Source organism: Pseudomonas sp. UBA5666 (assembly GCF_002420785.1).
GTDB lineage: Bacteria > Pseudomonadota > Gammaproteobacteria > Pseudomonadales > Pseudomonadaceae > Aquipseudomonas > Aquipseudomonas fulva.
Genome location: NZ_DIIQ01000016.1, coordinates 86,894 through 108,425, shown reverse-complemented (window position 1 = coordinate 108,425; position 21,532 = coordinate 86,894). Strand labels below are relative to the sequence as shown.

Below are 21,532 nucleotides of genomic sequence, written 5' to 3'. Positions count from 1 at the left end.
CACCTGCTCCCCATGAGGGGCTGACAAATGCTGCAAAAATTCTCGAATTCCAGATACGTCAACGCGGGAGCAAGCCCCCGCGCGGCGACATCCTACCAGTTCACCGCCAAACGGCGGTGCACTGGCCGACAACTTGCAGGAATTACTGCTTGTTGTTGTCTTTCACTTCTTCGAACTCGGCGTCCACCACGTCATCGTGCTTGGCTTCCGGCTCGGCCTGCTGCGCGCCGCCCTGAGGCTGTTCAGCCGACTGCTCGGCGTACATCTTCTGGGCAACCGGTGCAGAGACCTTGGACAGCTCTTCGACCTTGGCGTCGATGGCAGCCTTGTCGTCGCCTTTGACGGCGGTTTCCAGGGCGACCACGGCCGCTTCGATGGCAGTCTTTTCTTCGGCGGTGACCTTGTCACCCGCGTCGGCGACCATCTTGCGGGTCGAGTGAACCAGTGCATCACCCTGGTTACGGGCAGCGGCCAGCTCTTCGAACTTGCGGTCTTCCTCGGCGTTGGCCTCGGCGTCACGCACCATGCGCTCGATTTCGTCGTCCGACAGGCCGGAGTTGGCCTTGATGACGATGGACTGCGACTTGCCAGTGGCCTTGTCTTTGGCGCTGACGTGCAGGATGCCGTTGGCGTCGATGTCGAAGGTCACTTCGATCTGCGGCACGCCACGGGGTGCTGGCGGAATGTCAGCCAGGTCGAACTTGCCCAGCGACTTGTTCTGTGCTGCCTGCTTGCGCTCGCCTTGCAGCACGTGAATGGTCACGGCGCCCTGGTTGTCGTCGGCCGTCGAGAACACCTGCGACTTCTTGGTCGGGATGGTGGTGTTCTTCTCGATCAGCGAGGTCATCACGCCGCCCATGGTTTCGATACCCAGGGTCAGCGGGCTGACGTCCAGCAGCAGAACGTCCTTCACGTCACCGGCCAATACTGCGCCCTGGATGGCGGCACCCATGGCAACGGCTTCGTCCGGGTTCACGTCCTTGCGCGCTTCCTTGCCGAAGAAGTCGGCAACGGCTTTCTGAACCAGCGGCATACGGGTCTGGCCACCGACCAGGATCACGTCGTCGATCTTGCTGGCGTCGATACCGGCGTCCTTGAGCGCAATGCGGCAAGGCTCGATGGTGCGGCTGACCAGGTCTTCGACCAGCGATTCCAGCTTGGCGCGGGAAATCTTCACGTTCAAGTGCTTCGGACCGGTTGCATCTGCAGTGATGTACGGCAGGTTGACGTCGGTCGACTGGGCCGAGGACAGCTCGATCTTGGCCTTTTCAGCAGCTTCCTTCAGGCGCTGCAGGGCCAGCGGGTCGTTCTTCAGGTCCATGCCGGACTCTTTCTTGAACTCGTCGACAAGGTAGTCGATCAGGCGCATGTCGAAGTCTTCGCCACCCAGGAAGGTGTCGCCGTTGGTGGCCAGTACTTCGAACTGATGCTCGCCGTCGACTTCGGCAATTTCGATGACCGATACGTCGAAGGTACCACCACCCAGGTCATAGACGATGACGGTGTGGTCGCCCTTGGCCTTGTCCATGCCGTAGGCCAGTGCAGCGGCGGTCGGCTCGTTGATGATGCGCTTGACGTCCAGACCGGCGATGCGGCCGGCGTCCTTGGTGGCCTGACGCTGGCTGTCGTTGAAGTAGGCCGGCACGGTGATGACCGCTTCGGTCACAGGCTCGCCGAGGTAGTCTTCGGCGGTCTTCTTCATTTTCTTCAGCACTTCAGCGCTGATCTGCGGCGGGGCCATGTCTTTGCCGCTGGCCTGAACCCAGGCGTCGCCGTTGTTGGCCTTGACGATCTTGTAAGGCACCAGCTTGATGTCTTTCTGCACGACGTCTTCTTCGAAGCGGCGGCCGATCAGGCGCTTGACGGCAAACAGCGTGTTGTGCGGGTTGGTCACGGCCTGGCGCTTGGCCGACTGGCCGACCAGGATTTCGCCGTCGTTGGCGTAGGCCACGATCGAGGGGGTGGTACGCGCACCCTCGGCGTTCTCGATGACTTTGACGTTACCGTTTTCCAGCACGGAGACGCACGAGTTGGTGGTCCCCAGGTCGATACCGATGATCTTGCCCATGTTAACTCTCCCGAAACTTGAATGAGGTAGCAGCGGCTACTGTGGCCAACTGCGGTAATACTTGAAGGCTTGACACCTAGATGGGGATGCCCGGAAGGATTTCAAGCCTTTTCATCGATAGAAGGTTGCGCTGCGCTCGGCGCCTTGCTGACCACCACCATGGCGGGGCGCAGCAGGCGGCCGTTGAGCAGGTAGCCCTTCTGGAACACGTTCAATACGCTGTTGGGTTCGACCTCGGCGTTTTCCTGCATGGCCATGGCCTGATGATGCTCAGGGTTGAACGGCTGGCCGTGCGGGTCGATGGCCTCGAGGTTGTAGCGCTTGAGGGTGTCCTGGAACATCTTCAGGGTCAGCTCGACGCCTTCGCGGATCTGCTTGACGTGTTCGTCCTGGGCGCTGGAGTGAGCCAGGGCCAGTTCCAGGCTGTCGATCACAGGCAGCAGGTCGGTGGAGAATTTTTCCAGGGCGAACTTGTGCGCCTTTTCCACATCCTGCTCGGCACGACGGCGGATGTTCTGCAGTTCGGCCACGGTACGCAGCGATTGGTCCTTGGCCGCGGCCAGCTGTTCTTCGAGTTCCAGCACGCGGGCATCAGCTGCGTTGTCGGCACCGGTTTGCTCGACGTTGAGGTCTTTCTCGTTCAGCTGCTCATCAGCCATGGGATATCTCCTGCGCAATTTGGTGGACTGCGAGCCAGGCTCGCCGGTGATGTGGCGTATATGGGGCCGGAAAATACAGCTTCAAGGGGCAACCCGGTTTTTACGCCTTCAAGCGTTTGCGCCAAAAGGGCATTGGCAGGCTGGAAAAAACTACTGTATAAATAACCAGACATGACTTTCTGGAGTCGCCCTCATGCTGGTGCACCTGTCCATTCACAACTACGCCATCGTCGAACACCTCGACCTGGAAATCGCCCGCGGCATGTCCGTGATCACGGGCGAGACAGGTGCGGGCAAGTCGATCATGCTCGATGCCCTGGGCCTGGCCCTGGGCGACCGCGCCGACAGCGGTGTGGTACGCCCCGGCACCGACAAGGCCGACATCCTCGCCACGTTCGACCTGGTCGACATTCCCGAAGCCCACACCTGGCTGGCCGAACGCGACCTCGCCAGCGACGGGCTGTGCATCCTGCGGCGTGTCATCACTGCCGAAGGCCGCAGCCGTGGCTACATCAACGGCACGCCCTGCCCGCTCGGCGACCTCAAGGCCCTGGGCGAGCTGCTGATAGACATCCACAGCCAGCATGAGCACCAGTCCCTGCTCAAGGCCGACACCCACCGGCGCCTGCTCGACGAGTACGCCGGGGCCATCGACCTGGCCCGGCAGGTGCAAATGGCGGCCAAGCGCTGGAACCAGACGCGACTCGAACTGGAGCGCCTGTCCAATTCCGGCGACGAACAGCGGGCCCGTCACCAGCTGCTCAGCTACCAGCTCGAAGAGCTGGACAACCTGGGCCTGGGCGAAAACGAGCTGGAGCACCTGGAGCAGGAGCACAAGAACCTCACCAGCGCCGAGGCCCTGTTCGGCATTTGCCGCCAGGTCATCGACCAGTGCAGTGAAAGCGATTCGGGCAATGTGCTTGGCGCGCTCACCTCCAGCCTCAACCGGTTGGGCGCTGCCAGCAATGCCCCCAAGGCACTGTCGGAAGCGGCCAACCTGATTGCCAGCGCGCAGATTCAGGTGGAAGAAGCCGTGGGCGAGCTCAACCGTTTCCTCGACAACTTCGATGCCGACCCCATGCGCCTGCAGGCCCTGGAAGAACGCCTCGACACCATCTATACCCTGGCGCGCAAGCACCGGGTGCACCCCACAGAGCTACCTCACCTGCAGCAGCAGTTGATGGAGGAACTCGAAGGGCTCAACGCCAGCGACGAATCGCTGGAACGCCTGGGCGAAGAGATGGCTGCATTCGCTCAGCACTATAAAGAGAAGGCCCGCGAACTGAGCGGGCTGCGTCAGCATGCCGCCAAGCAGCTGGCAGAGGCTGTCGAGCAGGAAATCCAGCGCCTGGGCATGCCTGGCGGTCGCTTCTGCATTCAGCTCACGCCCAATGAGACGGCCGACCTTTCACCCAATGGGCTCGAGCAGATCGAATTGCTGGTCAGTGCCAACCCCGGCCAACCCCTCAAGGCGCTGTCCAAAGTCGCCTCGGGCGGCGAACTGTCCCGGATCAGCCTGGCGATCCAGGTCATCACGGCCCAGACCTCGCGCATCCCTACCTTGGTATTCGACGAAGTGGACGTAGGTATCGGCGGGCCGACGGCGGAAATCGTGGGCCAACTGTTGCGTCGCCTGGGCGAGCGCGGCCAGGTGTTGACCGTCACCCACCTGCCCCAGGTGGCCGCGCAAGGCCATCATCACCTGTTCGTGCACAAGGTCCGCGAGAGCGATACCACGCACACGGCTGTGGCCAGCCTTGGCAAACGCGAACGAGTCGAGGAAGTGGCGCGCATGCTGGGTGGCATCGACCTGACCAAGGAATCGCTGGCCCATGCGCGCAAGATGGTGGTCAGCGGCAAGGCCTGAAGTCATTCGGCAAAGGGCCGGGGTAACGGCCAACACCACCGCTTGCAGAAAAAACAAAGGCGACCCTAGGGTCGCCTTTGCTGTTTAAGAACGAAGTAATCGTTACTTCTTCTTACGCACATAAAGGACCAGGTTGTGGTCCACCAGCTCGAAACCGTGCTCTTCGACAATTTCACGCTGACGCTTCTCGATCTCGGCGTCCATGAACTCGATGACTTCACTGGTATCCACGTTGACCATATGGTCGTGGTGACCGCCATCGGCCAGTTCAAACACTGCATGACCGCCGTCGAAGTTGTGGCGAACCACCAGACCTGCTGCTTCGAACTGGGTCAGTACACGGTACACGGTGGCCAGGCCAACATCCTCGCCTGCCTCCATGAGGGCCTTGTACACATCTTCGGCGCTCATGTGACGCTGCTCGGCAGAGTCGAGCATTTGAAGGATCTTGACTCGAGGCAGGGTCACCTTGAGACCGGCTTTGCGCAATTCGCTATTTTCAACCATGGTCAGCTTTCTCGCCGATGCTGCTTCGCAGCTTCTCTTAATACGGGTATGATCGGTGTTTACGTTGTCCAGCCAAGATAGTGGAAGTCGCCCACCGATGCAAAACACCAAGCTCTTGCTAACCAGCCTCACCTTCGTGGGACTGCTCGCACTCGCCGGTTGCTCGTTTCCCGGGGTTTACAAAATCGACATCCAGCAGGGCAATGTCGTCACGCAAGACATGATAGACCAATTGCGTCCGGGAATGACCCGGCGGCAAGTGCGGTTTATCATGGGTAACCCTCTGATTCAGGATACGTTCCACACCAACCGGTGGGATTACCTCTACAGCCTGCAACCTGGTGGCGGTCAGCGCCAACAGGAACGCATGAGCATTTTCTTCAATGAAAGCGACCAGCTGGTAAGCCTGTCTGGCGACTTCATGCCGGGCGTCAGCCGCGACCAGGAAATCCTCGGTGGCAGCGGTGACACCACGGTCAGCCCAGGCGCCAACGGCGAGCAGCCGGCAGCCCAGCCGGAAGAAAAACCGGCCAAACCAGGCTCGGTCGAGGAATCCATCCAGCGCGAGATCGACACCATCGAAACCACGCCCGTGCCGACACCGGCACCGCTGGAAACGCGCTAAACGCGCTGATACAAAAAAGCCCGGACAGTGTCCGGGCTTTTTCATTGCTGCAATAAACGCTGCCAATCAAACGTCACCGCCTCCTGCCACTGGAGGCGCGTGGCGATACCTCGATTGCAGACCTTACGAAGCAGCGTACAACTGCTTGGCACGCTCGCAGAACGCATCCACCAGGGTATTGGCTGCCTGATTGAACAGCGGCCCCAGCGTGGCGCGCACAAATGAGCCGGCATAGTCGAACGACAGGTCCAAGCTGATCTTGCAGGCCTTCTCGCCCAGCGGCTTGAACACCCAGATGCCATGCAGCTGGGTGAACGGCCCCTCCTCCAGGTTCATCTCGATGGATTCCCCCGGCACCAGCACATTGCGGGTAACGAAGTGCTGGCTGATACCGCCTTTGGCCACCTCGAGCTTGGCGCGCATGTGGGTTTCGCTGGCTTCGAGCACCGTCGAGTCGGAACACCAGGGCAAGAAGTCCGGGTAGCTGGCTACATCGTTTACCAGGTCGTACAAGGCCTGGGCAGGATACGGCAGCAGGGCGGAGCGTTGAATATGGGTAGTCATCCAGGCGTCACTTCCTAGGCTGGGTGGCGGTGCTTCGCAGCATTCCGATTACAGGTTCTGTACCTATGACAGTGCCTGCATTGTCCGGTATTCATTCCAGTGGCTCAAGCACGCAGAAATCCCATAGCGGACGACGCGCGGACTTGCCTATAATGCCGACCCTATGGCTAAGCAAAAAAAACATCCGACCGGGACCATCGCGCAGAACAAGAAAGCGCGACACGATTACTTCATCGAACACAAGTTCGAGGCCGGGCTGGTCCTGTCCGGCTGGGAAGTAAAAAGCCTGCGAGCCGGCAAGGCGCACCTCGTTGACAGCTACGTGCTGCTCAAGGACGGTGAGGCCTGGCTGTTCGGCAGCCACATCACCCCGCTGACCACCGCCAGCACCCACGTCATCGCAGACCCCATCCGCACCCGCAAGCTGCTGCTCAACAAGCGTGAGCTCGAGCGGCTCGAAGCGGCCGTGGCGCAAAAGGGTTATACCTGCGTGGCATTGGCGCTGTATTGGAGCAAGCACCTGATCAAGTGCGAAATCGCACTGGGTAAGGGCAAGAAGGAATACGACAAGCGCGATACCGTGCGCGAACGCGATTCCAACCGCGAGCTGCAGCGGGCCGTGCGCAACAAGGGCAAGGAAGACTAGCGCTTGCCCCTCTTCCCCGCCGAGTGATGATAGGGGCAACTAGTTGCCCGATCGTTTCATCAAGGGGAAGCTTACCTGCCGTGAACAGCGCGCCGCCCACAGCGGCCACCTGTTCATGCGTACACTCGCCCGCACACATACCCTCAGTGCCCGTTGCGCCGCTCCGCCCGTGCGACCCGCTGCGCCTCTTCATGCGCCTCTTCGAGCACCTCCTGCACGTACAGAATGTGCCGGCTGGACACCTCACGCGCATCCTCAGCCCTGCCTTCGACAATCGCCAGGTACAACTCCCGGTGCTGGCTGATCAGCATGTCGCGCGTTTCGCTGCGTTGCTGGTACATGCCACCGATGTTGGTGACCACGTTGCGCTTGAGCAGGTCGAACAAGCCGCGAATGGTGTGCAGCAGCACGGCATTGTGACTGGCCTCGGCAATGGCCAGGTGAAAGCGCGCATCGGCGGCGCCTTCTTCGGCCCGCGTGACCTCCCCCACCCGTGCGTAGCAGTCCTGCAGCACGTCGAACGCCTCCTTCAAGCGAGCCCGGTCGGGTGCGGTGGCGCGCTGGGCCGCGTAGTAGGCACAAGACGCCTCCAGGGTATGGCGAAACTCCAGCAGGTCGTGTTGCGCCTGAGGGCTGTGTTCGAGCAGTTGCAACAACGGGTCACTGAACGTGGAGCCCAGCGACTGCGCCACATAGTTGCCGCCGCCTTGCTTGCTGACCAGCAACCCCTTGGCCACCAGCTTCTGGATCGCTTCGCGCAACGACGGGCGTGATACCCCAAACTGCTCGGCCAGCACGCGTTCGGCTGGCAGCCGCTGGCCCGACGTCAACGTGCCTTCCAGAATCATCCCTTCCAACCGATCGACAATGTCGTCGGACAGGCGCCGCTGGCGGACCTGATCAAAAACCATCACACGCTCTCCACGAATCCCGGCTGATATCCGGGGCATCCATTCTCGCCGATCCACAGCCGGCCGACACCCACCAGCGCTCGATTTTCACGCCACATCACCTGCCCGCTCATCGGCATTCGACCAAAGTGCTGCCTCGGACAAATTGACACACCCCCGTGTGCGCTTTTAACCTAGCGGCGAGCCATTGTAAATTGGTCTTACCAATTATCCAGGGCCGGCGCATGACCAACAACAATTAGGGGCCACCCCATATGCAAACCTGGCAACAACTCTACAGCCCGCTGGGCAGTCTCGGCCTGTCCGCACTGGCGGCAGTCATCCCCATCGTCTTCTTCTTCCTGGCCCTGGCCGTCTTCCGTCTCAAGGGCCATGTCGCCGGCAGCATCACCTTGGGCTTGTCGATCCTGGTGGCGATCTTCGCTTTCCAGATGCCTGTCGACATGGCCCTGGCGGCTGCCGGCTACGGCTTCCTCTATGGTCTGTGGCCCATCGCCTGGATCATCGTCGCGGCCGTGTTCCTGTACAAACTCACGGTCAAGAGCGGCCAGTTCGAGGTGATCCGCAGTTCGGTGCTGTCGATCACCGACGACCAGCGCCTGCAGGTGTTGCTGATCGGCTTCTGCTTCGGCGCCTTCCTGGAAGGGGCGGCCGGCTTTGGTGCACCGGTGGCGATCACCGCCGCGCTGCTGGTGGGCCTTGGCTTCAACCCGCTGTACGCCGCAGGCCTGTGCCTGATCGCCAACACCGCACCGGTCGCCTTCGGCGCGCTGGGCATCCCGATCATCGTGGCAGGCCAGGTCACCGGCATCGACGCCTTCCACATTGGCGCCATGACTGGTCGCCAGCTGCCGTTGCTGTCGCTGTTCGTGCCGTTCTGGCTGGTGTTCATGATGGACGGCCTGCGCGGCGTGAAGGAAACCTGGCCTGCTGCCCTGGTGGCCGGCTTGAGCTTCGCCGTCACCCAGTACTTCACCTCGAACTTCATCGGCCCGGAACTCCCTGACATCACCTCGGCCCTGGCCAGCCTGATCGCCCTGACCTTGTTCCTGAAAGTGTGGCAGCCCAAGCGTTCGTTCGCGGCGGCCACCGGCAGCGTCGGCGCGGCCGTGGTGCAAACCGGTGGCAGCCAGCCAAGCCCCTACAGCCTGGGTGAAATCTTCAAGGCCTGGTCGCCGTTCCTGATCCTCACGGTGCTGGTGACGATCTGGACCCTCAAGCCCTTCAAGGCCGCGTTTGCCCCGGGCGGTGCGATGTACAACTTCGTGTTCAACTTCGCCATCCCGCACCTCGACCAACTGGTGATCAAAACGGTCCCCATCGTGGCTGCACCTACGGCCATGCCGGCCGTGTTCAAGCTCGACCCGATTTCTGCCACGGGCACCGCGATCTTCCTGTCGGCACTGATCTCCATGGCCGTGCTCAAGATCAACGTCAAGACTGGTCTGACCACTTTCAAGGAAACACTCTTCGAGCTGCGCTGGCCCATTCTGTCCATCGGCATGGTGCTGGCCTTCGCCTTCGTGACCAACTATTCCGGCATGTCCTCGACCATGGCCCTGGTACTGGCCGGCACCGGCGCGGCGTTCCCGTTCTTCTCGCCGTTCCTGGGCTGGCTGGGGGTGTTCCTGACCGGTTCGGATACTTCCTCCAACGCCCTGTTCAGCTCGTTGCAAGCCACCACCGCGCACCAGATCGGCGTGAACGACACCCTGCTGGTTGCAGCCAACACCAGCGGCGGCGTGACCGGCAAGATGATTTCGCCGCAGTCGATCGCCGTGGCGTGCGCCGCCACCGGCCTTGTGGGCAAGGAGTCCGACCTGTTCCGCTTCACCGTCAAGCACAGCCTGTTCTTCGCCACCATCGTCGGCCTGATCACCTTGGTGCAGGCCTACTGGCTGACCGGCATGCTGGTTCATCACTAAAGTGAAAGGGGCCGGGCAGCCCACATTGCCCGGCCTTACTCACCTGCCAAGCTGCGAGAGCCCATGATCATTTCTGCCTCTACCGATTACCGCGCCGCCGCCCAACGCAAGTTGCCGCCCTTCCTGTTCCACTATGCCGATGGCGGCGCCTACGCCGAGCACACCCTGCGCCATAACGTTTCGGACCTGGCCAGCATCGCCCTGCGCCAGCGCGTGCTGAAGAACATGTCCGAACTCAGCCTGCAGACCGAGCTGTTCGGTGAAACCCTGAGCATGCCTGTGGCCCTGGCCCCGGTCGGCCTGACCGGCATGTACGCCCGCCGTGGCGAAGTGCAGGCGGCGCGTGCGGCTGCTGCCCACGGCATCCCGTTCACCATGTCCACCGTTTCGGTCTGCCCCATCGAAGAAGTGGCCCCGGCCATCGACCGGCCGATGTGGTTCCAGCTGTACGTGCTCAAGGACCGCGGGTTCATGCGCAATGCCCTGGAGCGCGCCAAGGCTGCCGGCGTTCGCACCCTGGTGTTCACCGTCGACATGCCCACCCCCGGCGCCCGCTACCGCGATGCCCACTCGGGCATGAGCGGCAAGAACGGCCCGCTGCGGCGTATGCTGCAAGCCATGACCCACCCGCAGTGGGCATGGGACGTGGGCGTCATGGGCCGCCCGCACGATCTGGGCAACATCTCCACCTACCGGGGCAACCCTACGGGCCTGGCCGACTACATCGGCTGGCTGGCCAACAATTTCGACCCGTCCATTTCCTGGCGCGACCTGGAGTGGATCCGCGAATTCTGGGACGGCCCGATGATCATCAAGGGCATCCTCGATGCCGACGATGCCCGCGATGCGGTCAAGTTCGGCGCCGACGGTATCGTCGTGTCCAACCACGGTGGCCGCCAGCTCGACGGCGTGCTGTCCAGCGCCCGCGCCTTGCCGGCGATTGCCGACGCGGTGAAGGGCGACCTGAAGATCCTGGCCGACTCGGGCATTCGCAGCGGCCTGGACGTGGTGCGCATGATCGCCCTGGGCGCCGACACCGTGCTGATCGGCCGGGCCTTCCTGTATGCCCTGGCCGTTCATGGCCAGGCCGGGGTGAAGAACCTGCTGGAGCTGTTCGAGAAAGAAATGCGCGTGGCCATGGTGCTGACCGGCACCAAGTCCATCGGCGAGATCACCCGCGACTCGCTGGTACGCGAATTCGGCGCCTGAGCGCCTGCCTGAAACACCGCCTGATTACCGGGGCACGCGCCGCACCAGACGCCGCGGCCCCGCGAGGAGACTGCATGAGCCTGCCTGCTGCGTTTCTGCGCGATGCCGAGCGCCTGATACCTGCCGAGCGTCGCTTCGACGACCCGACCTCTACCCTGGCCTTCGGCACCGATGCCAGCTTCTATCGCCTGATCCCCAAGCTGGTGGTGCGGGTGGAGTCCGAGGACGAGGTGGTCGGGCTGATCAAGCTGGCCCAGCGCGAGCGGGTGCCCATCACCTTCCGCGCCGCCGGCACCAGCTTGTCCGGCCAGGCCATCAGCGATTCGGTCCTGATCGTGCTGGGCGATAACTGGAACGGGCGCGAGGTGCGCGGCCAGGGCGAACAGATCAGGCTGCAGCCGGGTGTCATCGGCGCCCAGGCCAACGCCTGGCTGGCGCCGTTCGGGCGCAAGATCGGCCCCGACCCCGCCTCGATCAATGCCTGCAAGATTGGCGGTATCGTCGCCAACAACGCCAGCGGCATGTGCTGCGGCACGGCGCAGAACACCTACCACACCCTGGCCGGTCTGCGCCTGGTGCTGGCCGACGGCACCTGCCTGGACAGCGAGGACCCGGCCAGCGTCGCGGCCTTCCAGAACAGCCACGCCCCCTTGCTCGACGCCCTCGCCCGCCTGGGTCGGGAGACCCGCGCCAATACGGCCCTGGCCGAGCGCATCCGGCACAAGTACCGGCTCAAGAACACCACCGGCCTGTCGCTCAATGCCCTGGTGGATTTCGACCAGCCGCTCGATATCCTGCAGCACCTGCTGGTCGGCTCCGAGGGCACCCTGGGCTTCATCAGCGCGGTGACCTACGACACCGTGCCCGACCACCCGCACAAGGCCAGCGCCCTGCTGGTGTTCCCCAGTGTCGAAAGCTGCTGCCGCGCCGTGCCGATCCTCAAGCGCCAGCCCGTATCGGCCGTGGAGTTGCTGGACCGGCGCAGCCTGCGCTCGGTGCAGGACATGGCCGGCATGCCGGTGTGGGTCAAGGGCCTGTCGGCCAACGCCTGCGCCCTGTTGATCGAATCCCGCGCCGCCAGCCAGACCCTGCTGCACGAGCAAATGCACCAGGTGATGGCCTCGATTGCCGAGTTCCCCCTGGAACAGCAAGTGGATTTCAGCGAAGACCCGGTGGTGTACAACCAGTTGTGGAAGATCCGCAAGGACACCTTCCCCGCCGTGGGCGCCGTGCGCCAGACCGGCACCACGGTCATCATCGAAGACGTCACCTTCCCCGTCGAGCAACTGGCCGAAGGCGTCAACCGGCTGATCCAGCTGTTCGACCAGCACCGCTACGACGAGGCAATCATTTTCGGCCATGCGCTGGAAGGCAACCTGCACTTCGTCTTCACCCAGGGTTTCAACAGCGCCGAGGAAGTGGCGCGCTACCAGGCCTTCATGGACGACGTGGCGCAGTTGGTGGCCGTGGAGTTCGGCGGCTCGCTCAAGGCCGAGCACGGCACCGGCCGCAACATGGCGCCCTTCGTAGCGCTCGAATGGGGCCAGGATGCCTACCAGCTGATGTGGCAGCTCAAGCGCCTGCTCGACCCCAACGGCATTCTCAACCCCGATGTGGTGCTCAGCGAAGACCCGGCCATCCACCTCAAGCACCTCAAGCCGCTGCCGGCTGCCGACGCGATCGTCGACAAATGCATCGAATGCGGGTTCTGCGAACCGGTGTGCCCGTCCAAGGGGCTGACCCTCAGCCCGCGCCAGCGCATCGTCATGTGGCGGGATATCCAGGCCAGGGAGCGCGACGGCCAGGACACCCGCGCGCTGCGCGACACCTTCCAGTACCAGGGCATGGATACCTGCGCCGCCACGGGGCTGTGTGCCCAGCGCTGCCCGGTGGGCATCAACACCGGCGAGCTGGTCAAGAAGCTGCGCGCCCAGGCGGCCGAACATGGCAAGGCCGCCGACTGGTTGGCCGAACACTTCAAGACGGCCATGGGCGGCGCGCGCCTGTCCCTGACCGCCGCCAATACCGCCCGCAAGCTGCTGGGCGCGCCGCGCCTGAACCGCTTGAGCGCCGCCCTGAGCAAGACCAGCAAAGGGCGCATGCCCCGCTGGACCCCGGCCATGCCCCAGCCTGTGCGCCCTGTGCGCGTGGGTGAGGCGAGCAACGACCCGCGCCCTCGCGTGGTTTACCTGGCTGCCTGCGTGTCCAAGGTCATGGGCCCGGCGTATGCCGATCGCGAGCAGAGCTCGTTGCTCGACAAGACCCGCAGCCTGCTGGAGAAGGCAGGGTATCAGGTGGTCTTCCCTGACAATGCCGAAAGCCTGTGCTGCGGCCAGCCCTTCGCCTCCAAAGGCTACCCTGAGCAGGCTGAACACAAGCGCCAGGAGCTGATCAATGCACTGCTGCACGCCAGCCGGGGCGGCCTGGACCCGATCTATTGCGACACCAGCCCCTGCACCCTGCGCCTGGTCCAGGACCTGGGGGATACCCGTTTGGACCTGTACGACCCGGTGCGTTTCATCCGTACGCACCTGGTCGATCGGCTCACCTTCACTCCGCAGGATGAACCGGTCGCCGTGCATGTGACCTGCAGTACGCAGCACCTGGGCGAAAGCCAGGCGCTGATCGACCTGGCGCGGCGGTGCAGCACGCAGGTGGTGATACCTGAAGGGATTCATTGCTGCGGGTTTGCCGGCGACAAGGGCTTCACCACCCCTGAGCTCAATGCCCATGCCTTGCGCAGCCTGAAGAATGCGGTGCAGTACTGCGGTGAAGGCATCTCCACCAGCCGCACCTGTGAAATTGGCTTGTCGACCCACAGTGGCATCGATTATCACGGGCTGGTGTATCTGGTGGATCGGGTCACTCGGGCGCGGTAGTTGGGGCCGCTATGCGGCCCATCGCGGCACGAGGCCGCTCCCACAGTAGATCCCGGTAGCTTTCGAATAAGCAAATCCCTGTAGGAGCGGCCTTGTGCCGCGATGGGCCGCATAGCGGCCCCGGCGGTCTTCATCCCGGACTCGACGGCACAGCAAACCCAGCAACAAAAAAGGGCTGCCAGGCAGCCCTTTCACACAGGTCAAAAAACCTGCCTCAAACACCCCGACACCGCCGGTGCCAGGCCCCCATCCTCTCAACCATAAACCGGATAACGACGGCACAGCGCAACCACCTGCTCACGCACATGGTGCCCCACCTCGTCACTGCGCCCGGTTTCCAGGGCATCGAGCACATCACACAGCCACCCCGCCACCTGCTCGCACGCCTCTACATCGAACCCTCGCGTGGTCACCGCCGGTGTACCGATGCGCAGCCCCGAGGTCACGAACGGCGAACGCGGGTCGTTGGGCACCGAGTTCTTGTTGGCCGTGATATAGGCGCTGCTCAAGGCCGCATCGGCTTCCTTACCCGTGTAGGGCTTGGCCGACAGGTCGATCAGCATCATGTGGTTGTCGGTCCCGTCCGACACGATCTTGTACCCGCGCGCCTGCAACACTTTGGCCATGGCCCGGGCATTGGTCACCACCTGGGTCTGGTAACTGCGAAATGCCGGCGACAGCGCTTCCTTGAAGGCCACGGCCTTGGCCGCGATCTGGTGCATCAGTGGGCCACCCTGGACACCCGGGAATACCGCCGAGTCGAGCTTCTTGTAGAAACTTTCGTCCTGCCCCTTGGACAGGATCAGGCCGCCGCGCGGGCCGCGCAGGGTCTTGTGGGTGGTGCTGGTGACCACATGGGCGTGGGGCAGCGGGTCTGGGTATTCGCCTGCGGCAACCAGCCCGGCCACGTGGGCCATGTCCACCCAGAAGATCGCCCCGACCTTGTCGGCGATGCTGCGCATGCGTGCCCAGTCCTTGTAGCGCGAGTAGGCCGAGAAACCACCGATGAGCATCTTCGGGCGGGTTTCCAGCGCGATGCGCTCCATCTCGTCATAGTCGAGAAAACCCGTTTCAGGGTCCAGGCCGTAGGGCACGATCTTGTAGTGGCGGCCCGAGAAGTTGGCCGGGTTGCCGTGGGTCAGGTGCCCGCCCTGGGCCAGGTTCATGCCCATCACGGTGTCGCCTGGCTGGATCAGCGCCAAAAACACCGCCGCGTTGGCCTGGGCGCCGGCGTGGGGCTGCACGTTGGCGTAGTCGCAGTTGAACAGGGCCTTGACCCGCTCGATGGCCAGGCTTTCGGCCACGTCCACGTATTCGCAACCACTGTAGTAGCGCTTGCCGGGATAGCCTTCGGCGTACTTGTTGGTGAGCACCGTGCTCTGGATCTGCATCACCAAGGGGCTGGCATAGTTTTCCGAGGCGATCAGCTCGATGTGGTCTTCCTGGCGATTCACTTCGTTGCGAATCGAGGCGTGCAGCTCTGGATCGAAGGCGTTGAGGGTCAGCGTCGAGTCGTACATGGGTTAAGCGTCCTTGTTCTGAATCAGGCTTGGGGTGACAGCAAGCGGGTGAGGCGTGCAGCGATGTCGTCGATCTGCACCTCGGAGCAGATCAGGGGTGGCAGCAGGCGCACGGTGGTACCGCGGGTGACGGTGATCAGCAGGTGTTGCTCGTCCCGGGCCCGGTCCACCAGCTCGGCGCAGGGGCGGTTGAGCTCGATGCCGACCATCAGGCCCAGACCGCGCACCGACACCACTTCAGGGTGCCCGCCCAGCGCCAGCTGCAAGGCCGCCAGCAAACGCTGGCCCAGCACCGCAGCGCGCTGCGGCAGCTGATCGCGCTGCATGATGTCCACCACCGTGCAGCCCACGCGGCAGGCCAGCGGGTTGCCGCCGAAGGTGGAGGCATGGTGGCCGGGGGAAAACAGCTCGGCGGCCTTGCCTCGGGCCAGGCACGCGCCGATGGGGAAGCCATTGCCCAGGGCCTTGGCCAGGGTGATGACGTCGGGCTCGATGCCGGCGTGCTGGAAACCGAACCAGGTGCCGGTACGGCCCATGCCGGTCTGCACCTCGTCGATCATCATTAGCCAGTCGTGCGCGTCGCACAGCTGGCGCAACGCTTGCAGATAGCCCGCCGACGCCGGATGCACACCGCCCTCACCCTGCACGGGCTCGACCAGCACGGCCACCACGTTGGGCGAATTGGCCGCCACCTGGCGCACCGCTTCGATGTCATCGTAGGGCACGCGGATGAAGCCTGGCATCAGCGGCTCGAAACCGCGGTGAACGGCCGGGTTGCCGGTGGCGGCCAGGGTTGCCAGGGTACGCCCATGGAAGCTGTTTTCCATCACCAGCACCTGGGGTTGGGCGACGTTGCGGGCCGTGGCGTGCAAGCGCGCCAGCTTGAGCGCGGCCTCGTTGGCCTCGGCGCCAGAGTTGCAGAAGAACGCCCGCTCCATGCCCGAGAGCCGGCACAGGCGCTCGCCTAGCTGTTCCTGCCATGGGATACGAAACATGTTGGTGGTGTGCAGCAGCACGTCGGCCTGTTCGGCCAGGGCCGAGGCGATCTCGGGGTTGGCGTGCCCCAGGCTGGTCACGGCCACCCCGGCGATGGCATCGAGGTACTCGACCCCGTGCGAATCCCACAACAAGGCGCCCTGGCCCCGGCTGAACGCAACTGGTTGGCGGGCTGAGGTGTGCATGAGGTAAGCGGGAGCAGCAGACATTGCAGGTTTCCTGTACAGAGTGGTCAATGGCTGGTGGCCAGCGACGGAGTAGCGTCCGGGTGCGGCGCGGCATCGGCGGTGGGCCAGTAGTAGGCATCGGGCATGGCGCGGGCGCCGAAGATCGCCTGGCCGACGCGCACCACCGTGGCGCCCTCCTCGATGGCCACTTCGAAATCACCCGACATGCCCATCGACAGCTCCTGCAACGACACCCCTTCAGGCGCAGTGGCGCGCAGTTGGTCGCGCAGCTCACGCAGCAACACGAAGCACGGGCGTACCCGCGCGGCGTCGGCCGAAAACAGCGCCAGGGTCATCAGGCCGCGCACACGCAGCGCCGGGAACGCGGGCAGCGCCTGTAGAAACGCCGCCACGTCATCGGGCACCAGCCCGTACTTGCTGGCCTCGCCCGAGGTGTTGACCTGGACGAACACATCCATCTGCCGCCCTTCGATGCGCAGCCGGCGGTCCAGCACCTCGGCCACGCGCAGGCTATCCAGCGCCTGGAACTCACTGGCAAAACGCGCCACCTGCTTGGCCTTGTTGGTCTGCAAGTGGCCGATCACCGACCACTGCAAGTCCTGCAGGTCGGCCATGGCTTCCCACTTGCGCTGGGCCTCCTGCACCTTGTTCTCGCCCAGCAGGCGGCAACCGGCGGCATAGGCCAGGCGCAGGTGGGCTTCGTCGAAGGTCTTGCTGACCGGCAGCAGGCGCACTTCGGCCGGGTCTCGCCCGACCCGCTCGCAGGCCCGGGCGATGCGCTCATGCACGGCGGCCAGGTTGCGGCGAAAATCCTCGACGGTGTTGGCCTGCGGATAGCGGCCATGGCGCGCATGCAGGGTGGTGAGGTCTTCGGCGTACTCGGTCATCAATTCGTCGCTCCTTTGGTGGGCACTGCGGCCGGTTCTGCCTGGGCGGCCTTGGCCCGGCGTGGCAGGCGACCGTTGAGCACGGCGTAGGCCACAAGGCCGATCACCAGCCCCCAGAACGCACCGCCGATGCCCAGCAGGGTGATGTTGGCCGCACAGGCCAGGAAGGTGATCAACGACGCCTCGCGCGCTTTTGCATCGAGCATGGCGTTGGCCAGGCTGCCGCCGATGGTGCCCAGCAGGGCCAGCCCCGCCAGGGTGGTGATGAAGGTGGCCGGAAAGGCCATGAACACCGCCGCCAGCGTCACGCCGAAAATGCCCACCAGGATGTAGAAGATGCCGGCGGCCACACCGGCCACCCAGCGCTTGGACGGGTCTTCGGACGCTTCCTTGCCGGTGCAGATGGCGGCGGTGATGGCGGCGATGTTGAAGGCGTGGGAGCCGAACGGCGCCATCAACAGCGAGCCCAGCCCGGTGATGCCGAGGATCGGATTGGCACTGGTGCGGAACCCGTCGTTGCGCAACACCAGCATGCCGGGCATGTACTGGCCGGTCAGGGTGATCAGAAACAGCGGCAGCGCCACGCTCAGCAGTGCGTTGAGCGAGAACTCGGGGCGGGTGAATACCGGCGTGGCGAATGCCAGGGACAGCCCAGCGAAATCGACCCGGCCCTGCATCACCAGGTACACCAGCCCCAGCACCAGGATGCCCACCACGGCATAGCGAGCGCTCAGGCGCTTGAACACGATGTACGCCCCGATCAGCAGCCCGACCAGCAACGGGTCGACGCTCATGCTGGCGAAAGCGCCGATACCGAACTGCAACAGGATGCCGGCCAGCAGGCCCGCGGCCACCCCGGGCGGAATCAGGCGCACGGCCTTTTCGAAGTAACCCGAGACGCCCAACAGCACGAAGGCCACCGCCGACACCATGTACGCCCCCACCGCCTCGGCGTAGGGCGTGGTGGCCAGGGCCACGATCAGGAACGCCGCCGCCGGCGTGGACCAGGCCGTGATGATCGGCTCGCGGCTGACCCAGCTGAGCAGCAGCCCGGTCACGCCCACGCCGATGGACACCGACCACACCCACGAGGCGGTCAGCTCGGGGCTGAGCCCTGCAACCTTGGCAGCCTGGAACACCAGAATGAAAGTGCCGCCATAGTTGACGATCACCGAAATGAGCCCGGCCACCACCGGGTGCAGCAGGTCCTGCAGGCGCAGGGGCGAGGGGGTACGAGTAGATGACATAGGTCTTGGCTCCTTGCTAGACGCTGTATCCGGCTGCGGTAGGCAGTCATTTATAGCCGCAGATTGGCTGGTTTTACCCCGACGCTTCACCGGGGCGGACCAGACCACTTTCAGTGCGCTCAACCGTACCTGCGGGCGAACGCCCCCATGAACTCGCACAGGGCGGCCACCGCTTCGACGGAGATGGCGTTGTACAGGCTGGCGCGAATGCCGCCGACGCTGGCGTGGCCCTTCAGGCCATGCAGCCCGGCCGCCTCGGCCTCGCGCAGGAAGACCGCTTGAAGTGCTTCATCGGCCAGCCGGAACGGCACGTTGTTGATCGAGCGATAGGCCGGCTGCACCGGGTTGCGGTAGAAGCCGTCGCTGCCGTCGAGGGTTTCGTACAGCAGGCTGGCTTTGGTCTGGTTGCGCTGGTGCAGCACCTGCAAGCCCCCGCTGCGCTTGATCCACTGCAACGTCAGGCCGGTCAGGTACCAGGGGAAGGTGGCGGGCGTATTGAGCATCGACTGGGCATCGCTGATGCGCGCGTAGTTGAGGATGTCCGGGGTGAACCCATGGCAGCGATCCAGCAGCGCCGGGTCCATGATGACCACCGTCAGCCCGGCCACGCCCATGTTCTTCTGGGCGGCGGCATACACCAGACCATGGCGTGCGATGTCGATGGGCTTGGACAGCAGGCTCGAACAGGCATCGCACACCAGCGGCGCCTCGCTGGCGGGCGCTTCGGTGAACTGCACGCCGTGCACGGTTTCGTTCTCGGTGTAGTGCAGGTAGGCCGCCTTGGGGTTCAGCTGCCAGTGCGCGACCGCCGGCACCCGGTCAAAGCCGGTGCCCTGGGCACTGGCGACCACGCGCACCTCGCCATACTGGCGCGCCGCCTCGATCGCCTTGCCCGACCACAACCCGGTGTGCAGGTAGTCCACGCTGCCGTTGTCCCCGGCCAGGTTCATGGGCACCTGGGCGAACTGCAACGAAGCGCCGCCCTGCACGAACAGCACGCGGTAGTGCGCCGGCACCTCCAGCAGCTCGCGCAGGTCGGCCTCGGTCTGCTCGGCAATGGCGCGGAAGATGGGCGAGCGGTGGCTCATCTCCATGATGGACATGCCCGTGCCGGCAAAATCGTGAAACTCGTCGTACGCCTGGTTGAGCACTTCCAGAGGGACTGCGGTGGGGCCTGCGCTGAAATTGTGTGACCGTGCCATGGTGGGTGGGCTCCTGTGCGTGAACGCGCCGACGCGGTGAATACCAGGCCAGGCCTGGGTGGCGAAGGCCGGAGTCTACGGATAAACTGGCCTGCCCTTACCTGCCAGTTCATGGATGGAGAGCAGACCACATGGCGAAGACCTTCGCGCTGGACACCCTGAAGATTCGGCTCAACGACGCCGAGTTTCAGCTGCTGGACCTGCACCAGCGCATCCAGCGTGCCTTGCGTGCGTTGATCCTGGATGGCGCGCTGGGCCCGAGCCTGAAACTGCCCTCCACCCGTGCGCTGTCCAAGTCTCTGGGCTGCGCCCGCGATACCGTCGAAAACGCCTACGTACAGCTGCACCGGGACGGTTTCATCGTGCGCCGCGGCGGCGCGGGCAGCTACGTGTGCGACACGGTGGGCGCCGAATTGCGCGGGGCCGGCCCACGCCGGCAAAGGACCCAGGAGGTGCGGCGCAGCGTGGTCGCGCCCGGCGCCGAACTCAGCCAGCGCGGGCGCATGATCTTCGAGACCGGCGGCGTGCGTGACCAGCAAGTGATCAAGGCCTTCGCCACCGGCCTGCCGGAAACCCGCAGCTTCCCCACCGACGTCTGGGAGCGGCTGCAGCGTCAAGTGGTCAAGGACTACCGCGCCAGCGTCCTGCTGCACGGTGACCCGCAAGGCGCCGAACCCCTGCGCAAGGCCATCGCCACCTACCTGAACCTCGAACGCGGGGCCACGTGCACCCCCGACCAGGTGCTGGTGCTCAGCAGTACGCGTCAGGCGTTGTACCTGTGCGCGCAATTGCTGGTAGATGCCGGCAAACCCATCCTGCTGGAAAACCCCGGCTACTACGGCGCCCGCAAGGCGTTCGCCATCGCCGAAACCAAGGTGTTGCCCATCGACGTGGACGAACGGGGCATCCGCACCGACCTGCTGTTCGCCGACCGCAGCGGCGCCAATTGCGTGTACGTCACCCCCTCGCACCAGTACCCCACCGGCGCGACCCTGCCCCTGGAGCGCCGGCTGGAGCTGATCAACTGGGCCGCGCAGAAAGCCAAGTGGATCATCGAGGACGACTACGACAGCGAGTTTCACTACGACGGCCAGCCCACCGCCTGCGTGCAGGGCCTGGACCGCTACCAGCGCACCCTGTACATCGGCACCTTCAGCAAGACCCTCTACCCTGGCCTGCGCATGGGCTACATCGTGCTGCCGCCCGAACTGGTCAAGCCCTTCGCCTATGCCCGCAGCATGATGGATGGCCACACCCCGCAGACCTTGCAGCTGACCCTGGCGCGCTTCATGGAGGACGGGCACTACAACGCCCACGTGCGTGCCATGCGCAAGTTGTACGCCGGGCGCCGGGCGGTGATGCACGACGCCATCGCCAAGTACCTGAGCCCGGTGGTCACCGCCCACCTGCCGCCAGGTGGCTTGCAGATCCCCTGCCTGCTCAAGCCAGGCTGGTCCGAAGAAAAGACCATTCGCCAGGCGGCCACGGCCGGCGTGCAGCTGTCGGGCCTGAGCAGCCTGTACCTGAGCGAGCCGCAGACCCACGGCTGGCTGCTGGGGTATTCCTCGCTCACGGCCTACGAGATCGAAGCGGCCATGCTGCGCCTGGCCAACGCCCTCAAGCTTTGAGCGC

General features: G+C 64.2%; 17 protein-coding genes. 7 read left to right on the top strand and 10 right to left on the bottom strand.

The window, feature by feature from the left end:
* Window positions 1-142: 142 nt before the first annotated feature.
* Both dnaK and grpE read right to left on the bottom strand, forming a co-directional pair.
* Window positions 143-2,068, bottom strand: coding sequence for a molecular chaperone DnaK (gene dnaK / locus B2Y33_RS10180; protein ID WP_023533180.1), 1,926 nt, complete (start codon window positions 2,066-2,068; stop codon window positions 143-145).
* Window positions 2,069-2,169: 101 nt separating this feature from the next.
* Window positions 2,170-2,727: a nucleotide exchange factor GrpE gene (grpE, locus tag B2Y33_RS10175; protein ID WP_027915422.1), complete on the bottom strand. Its 558-nt coding sequence runs from the start codon at window positions 2,725-2,727 to the stop codon at window positions 2,170-2,172.
* 193 nt (window positions 2,728-2,920) lie between these two features.
* Between grpE and recN the strand changes: the two genes are divergently transcribed.
* Entirely contained in the window at window positions 2,921-4,594 is a 1,674-nt protein-coding gene (gene recN / locus B2Y33_RS10170) for a DNA repair protein RecN (RefSeq protein ID WP_027915423.1), read from the top strand.
* A gap of 102 nt (window positions 4,595-4,696) precedes the next feature.
* On the opposite strand, the gene fur is transcribed toward recN, so the two are convergent.
* Window positions 4,697-5,101, bottom strand: a complete 405-nt coding sequence (gene fur, locus B2Y33_RS10165) for a ferric iron uptake transcriptional regulator (protein WP_023533128.1) — start codon at window positions 5,099-5,101, stop codon at window positions 4,697-4,699.
* Between the two features lie 97 nt (window positions 5,102-5,198).
* Here fur and B2Y33_RS10160 point away from each other — a divergent pair, with 97 nt between their 5' ends.
* On the top strand, window positions 5,199-5,726 hold the full coding sequence (locus B2Y33_RS10160; RefSeq protein WP_023533140.1) for an outer membrane protein assembly factor BamE: 528 nt from the start codon (window positions 5,199-5,201) through the stop codon (window positions 5,724-5,726).
* 123 nt (window positions 5,727-5,849) lie between these two features.
* Here the strand turns inward: B2Y33_RS10160 and B2Y33_RS10155 are convergent, their stop codons facing one another.
* Entirely contained in the window at window positions 5,850-6,290 is a 441-nt protein-coding gene (locus B2Y33_RS10155) for a type II toxin-antitoxin system RatA family toxin (protein ID WP_027915424.1), read from the bottom strand.
* A gap of 163 nt (window positions 6,291-6,453) precedes the next feature.
* Between B2Y33_RS10155 and smpB the strand changes: the two genes are divergently transcribed.
* Window positions 6,454-6,936 (top strand): SsrA-binding protein SmpB, encoded by a 483-nt coding sequence (gene smpB, locus B2Y33_RS10150; RefSeq protein WP_023533119.1) that lies wholly within the window; start codon window positions 6,454-6,456, stop codon window positions 6,934-6,936.
* A gap of 143 nt (window positions 6,937-7,079) precedes the next feature.
* Here smpB and B2Y33_RS10145 read toward each other — a convergent pair whose 3' ends face one another.
* Window positions 7,080-7,847, bottom strand: a complete 768-nt coding sequence (locus B2Y33_RS10145) for an FCD domain-containing protein (protein ID WP_027915425.1) — start codon at window positions 7,845-7,847, stop codon at window positions 7,080-7,082.
* A gap of 254 nt (window positions 7,848-8,101) precedes the next feature.
* Here B2Y33_RS10145 and B2Y33_RS10140 point away from each other — a divergent pair, with 254 nt between their 5' ends.
* The 3 genes from B2Y33_RS10140 (at window position 8,102) to B2Y33_RS10130 (ending at window position 13,860) form a co-directional block, all read left to right on the top strand.
* Window positions 8,102-9,772 carry a lactate permease LctP family transporter gene (locus B2Y33_RS10140; protein WP_027915426.1) on the top strand — a complete coding sequence of 557 codons (1,671 nt, stop codon included), beginning with the start codon at window positions 8,102-8,104 and terminating at the stop codon, window positions 9,770-9,772.
* A gap of 63 nt (window positions 9,773-9,835) precedes the next feature.
* Complete coding sequence (gene lldD, locus B2Y33_RS10135) at window positions 9,836-10,981, top strand: FMN-dependent L-lactate dehydrogenase LldD (RefSeq protein WP_027915427.1); 1,146 nt, start codon at window positions 9,836-9,838, stop codon at window positions 10,979-10,981.
* 74 nt (window positions 10,982-11,055) lie between these two features.
* Window positions 11,056-13,860, top strand: coding sequence for an FAD-binding and (Fe-S)-binding domain-containing protein (locus B2Y33_RS10130; protein WP_206405584.1), 2,805 nt, complete (start codon window positions 11,056-11,058; stop codon window positions 13,858-13,860).
* Between the two features lie 254 nt (window positions 13,861-14,114).
* Here the strand turns inward: B2Y33_RS10130 and glyA are convergent, their stop codons facing one another.
* The 5 genes from glyA to serC all read right to left on the bottom strand — a co-directional run bounded on the left by glyA (window position 14,115) and on the right by serC (window position 19,900).
* Complete coding sequence (glyA, locus tag B2Y33_RS10125) at window positions 14,115-15,380, bottom strand: serine hydroxymethyltransferase (protein ID WP_027915429.1); 1,266 nt, start codon at window positions 15,378-15,380, stop codon at window positions 14,115-14,117.
* Between the two features lie 23 nt (window positions 15,381-15,403).
* Window positions 15,404-16,585, bottom strand: coding sequence for an aspartate aminotransferase family protein (locus B2Y33_RS10120; RefSeq protein ID WP_125922771.1), 1,182 nt, complete (start codon window positions 16,583-16,585; stop codon window positions 15,404-15,406).
* A 23-nt stretch (window positions 16,586-16,608) separates the two neighbouring features.
* Complete coding sequence (locus B2Y33_RS10115) at window positions 16,609-17,451, bottom strand: YggS family pyridoxal phosphate-dependent enzyme (protein ID WP_028687087.1); 843 nt, start codon at window positions 17,449-17,451, stop codon at window positions 16,609-16,611.
* Window positions 17,451-18,698 carry a benzoate/H(+) symporter BenE family transporter gene (locus B2Y33_RS10110; RefSeq protein ID WP_028687088.1) on the bottom strand — a complete coding sequence of 416 codons (1,248 nt, stop codon included), beginning with the start codon at window positions 18,696-18,698 and terminating at the stop codon, window positions 17,451-17,453. The genes B2Y33_RS10115 and B2Y33_RS10110 overlap by 1 nt, the downstream gene beginning before the upstream one ends.
* Before the next feature lie 119 nt (window positions 18,699-18,817).
* Complete coding sequence (gene serC / locus B2Y33_RS10105; protein ID WP_049696592.1) at window positions 18,818-19,900, bottom strand: 3-phosphoserine/phosphohydroxythreonine transaminase; 1,083 nt, start codon at window positions 19,898-19,900, stop codon at window positions 18,818-18,820.
* A 131-nt stretch (window positions 19,901-20,031) separates the two neighbouring features.
* On the opposite strand from serC, the gene B2Y33_RS10100 reads away from it, so the two are divergent.
* A complete protein-coding gene (locus B2Y33_RS10100) occupies window positions 20,032-21,528 on the top strand; it encodes a PLP-dependent aminotransferase family protein (RefSeq protein ID WP_196110430.1) in 1,497 nt (498 codons plus the stop codon).
* The last annotated feature ends 4 nt before the right edge of the window (window positions 21,529-21,532 follow it).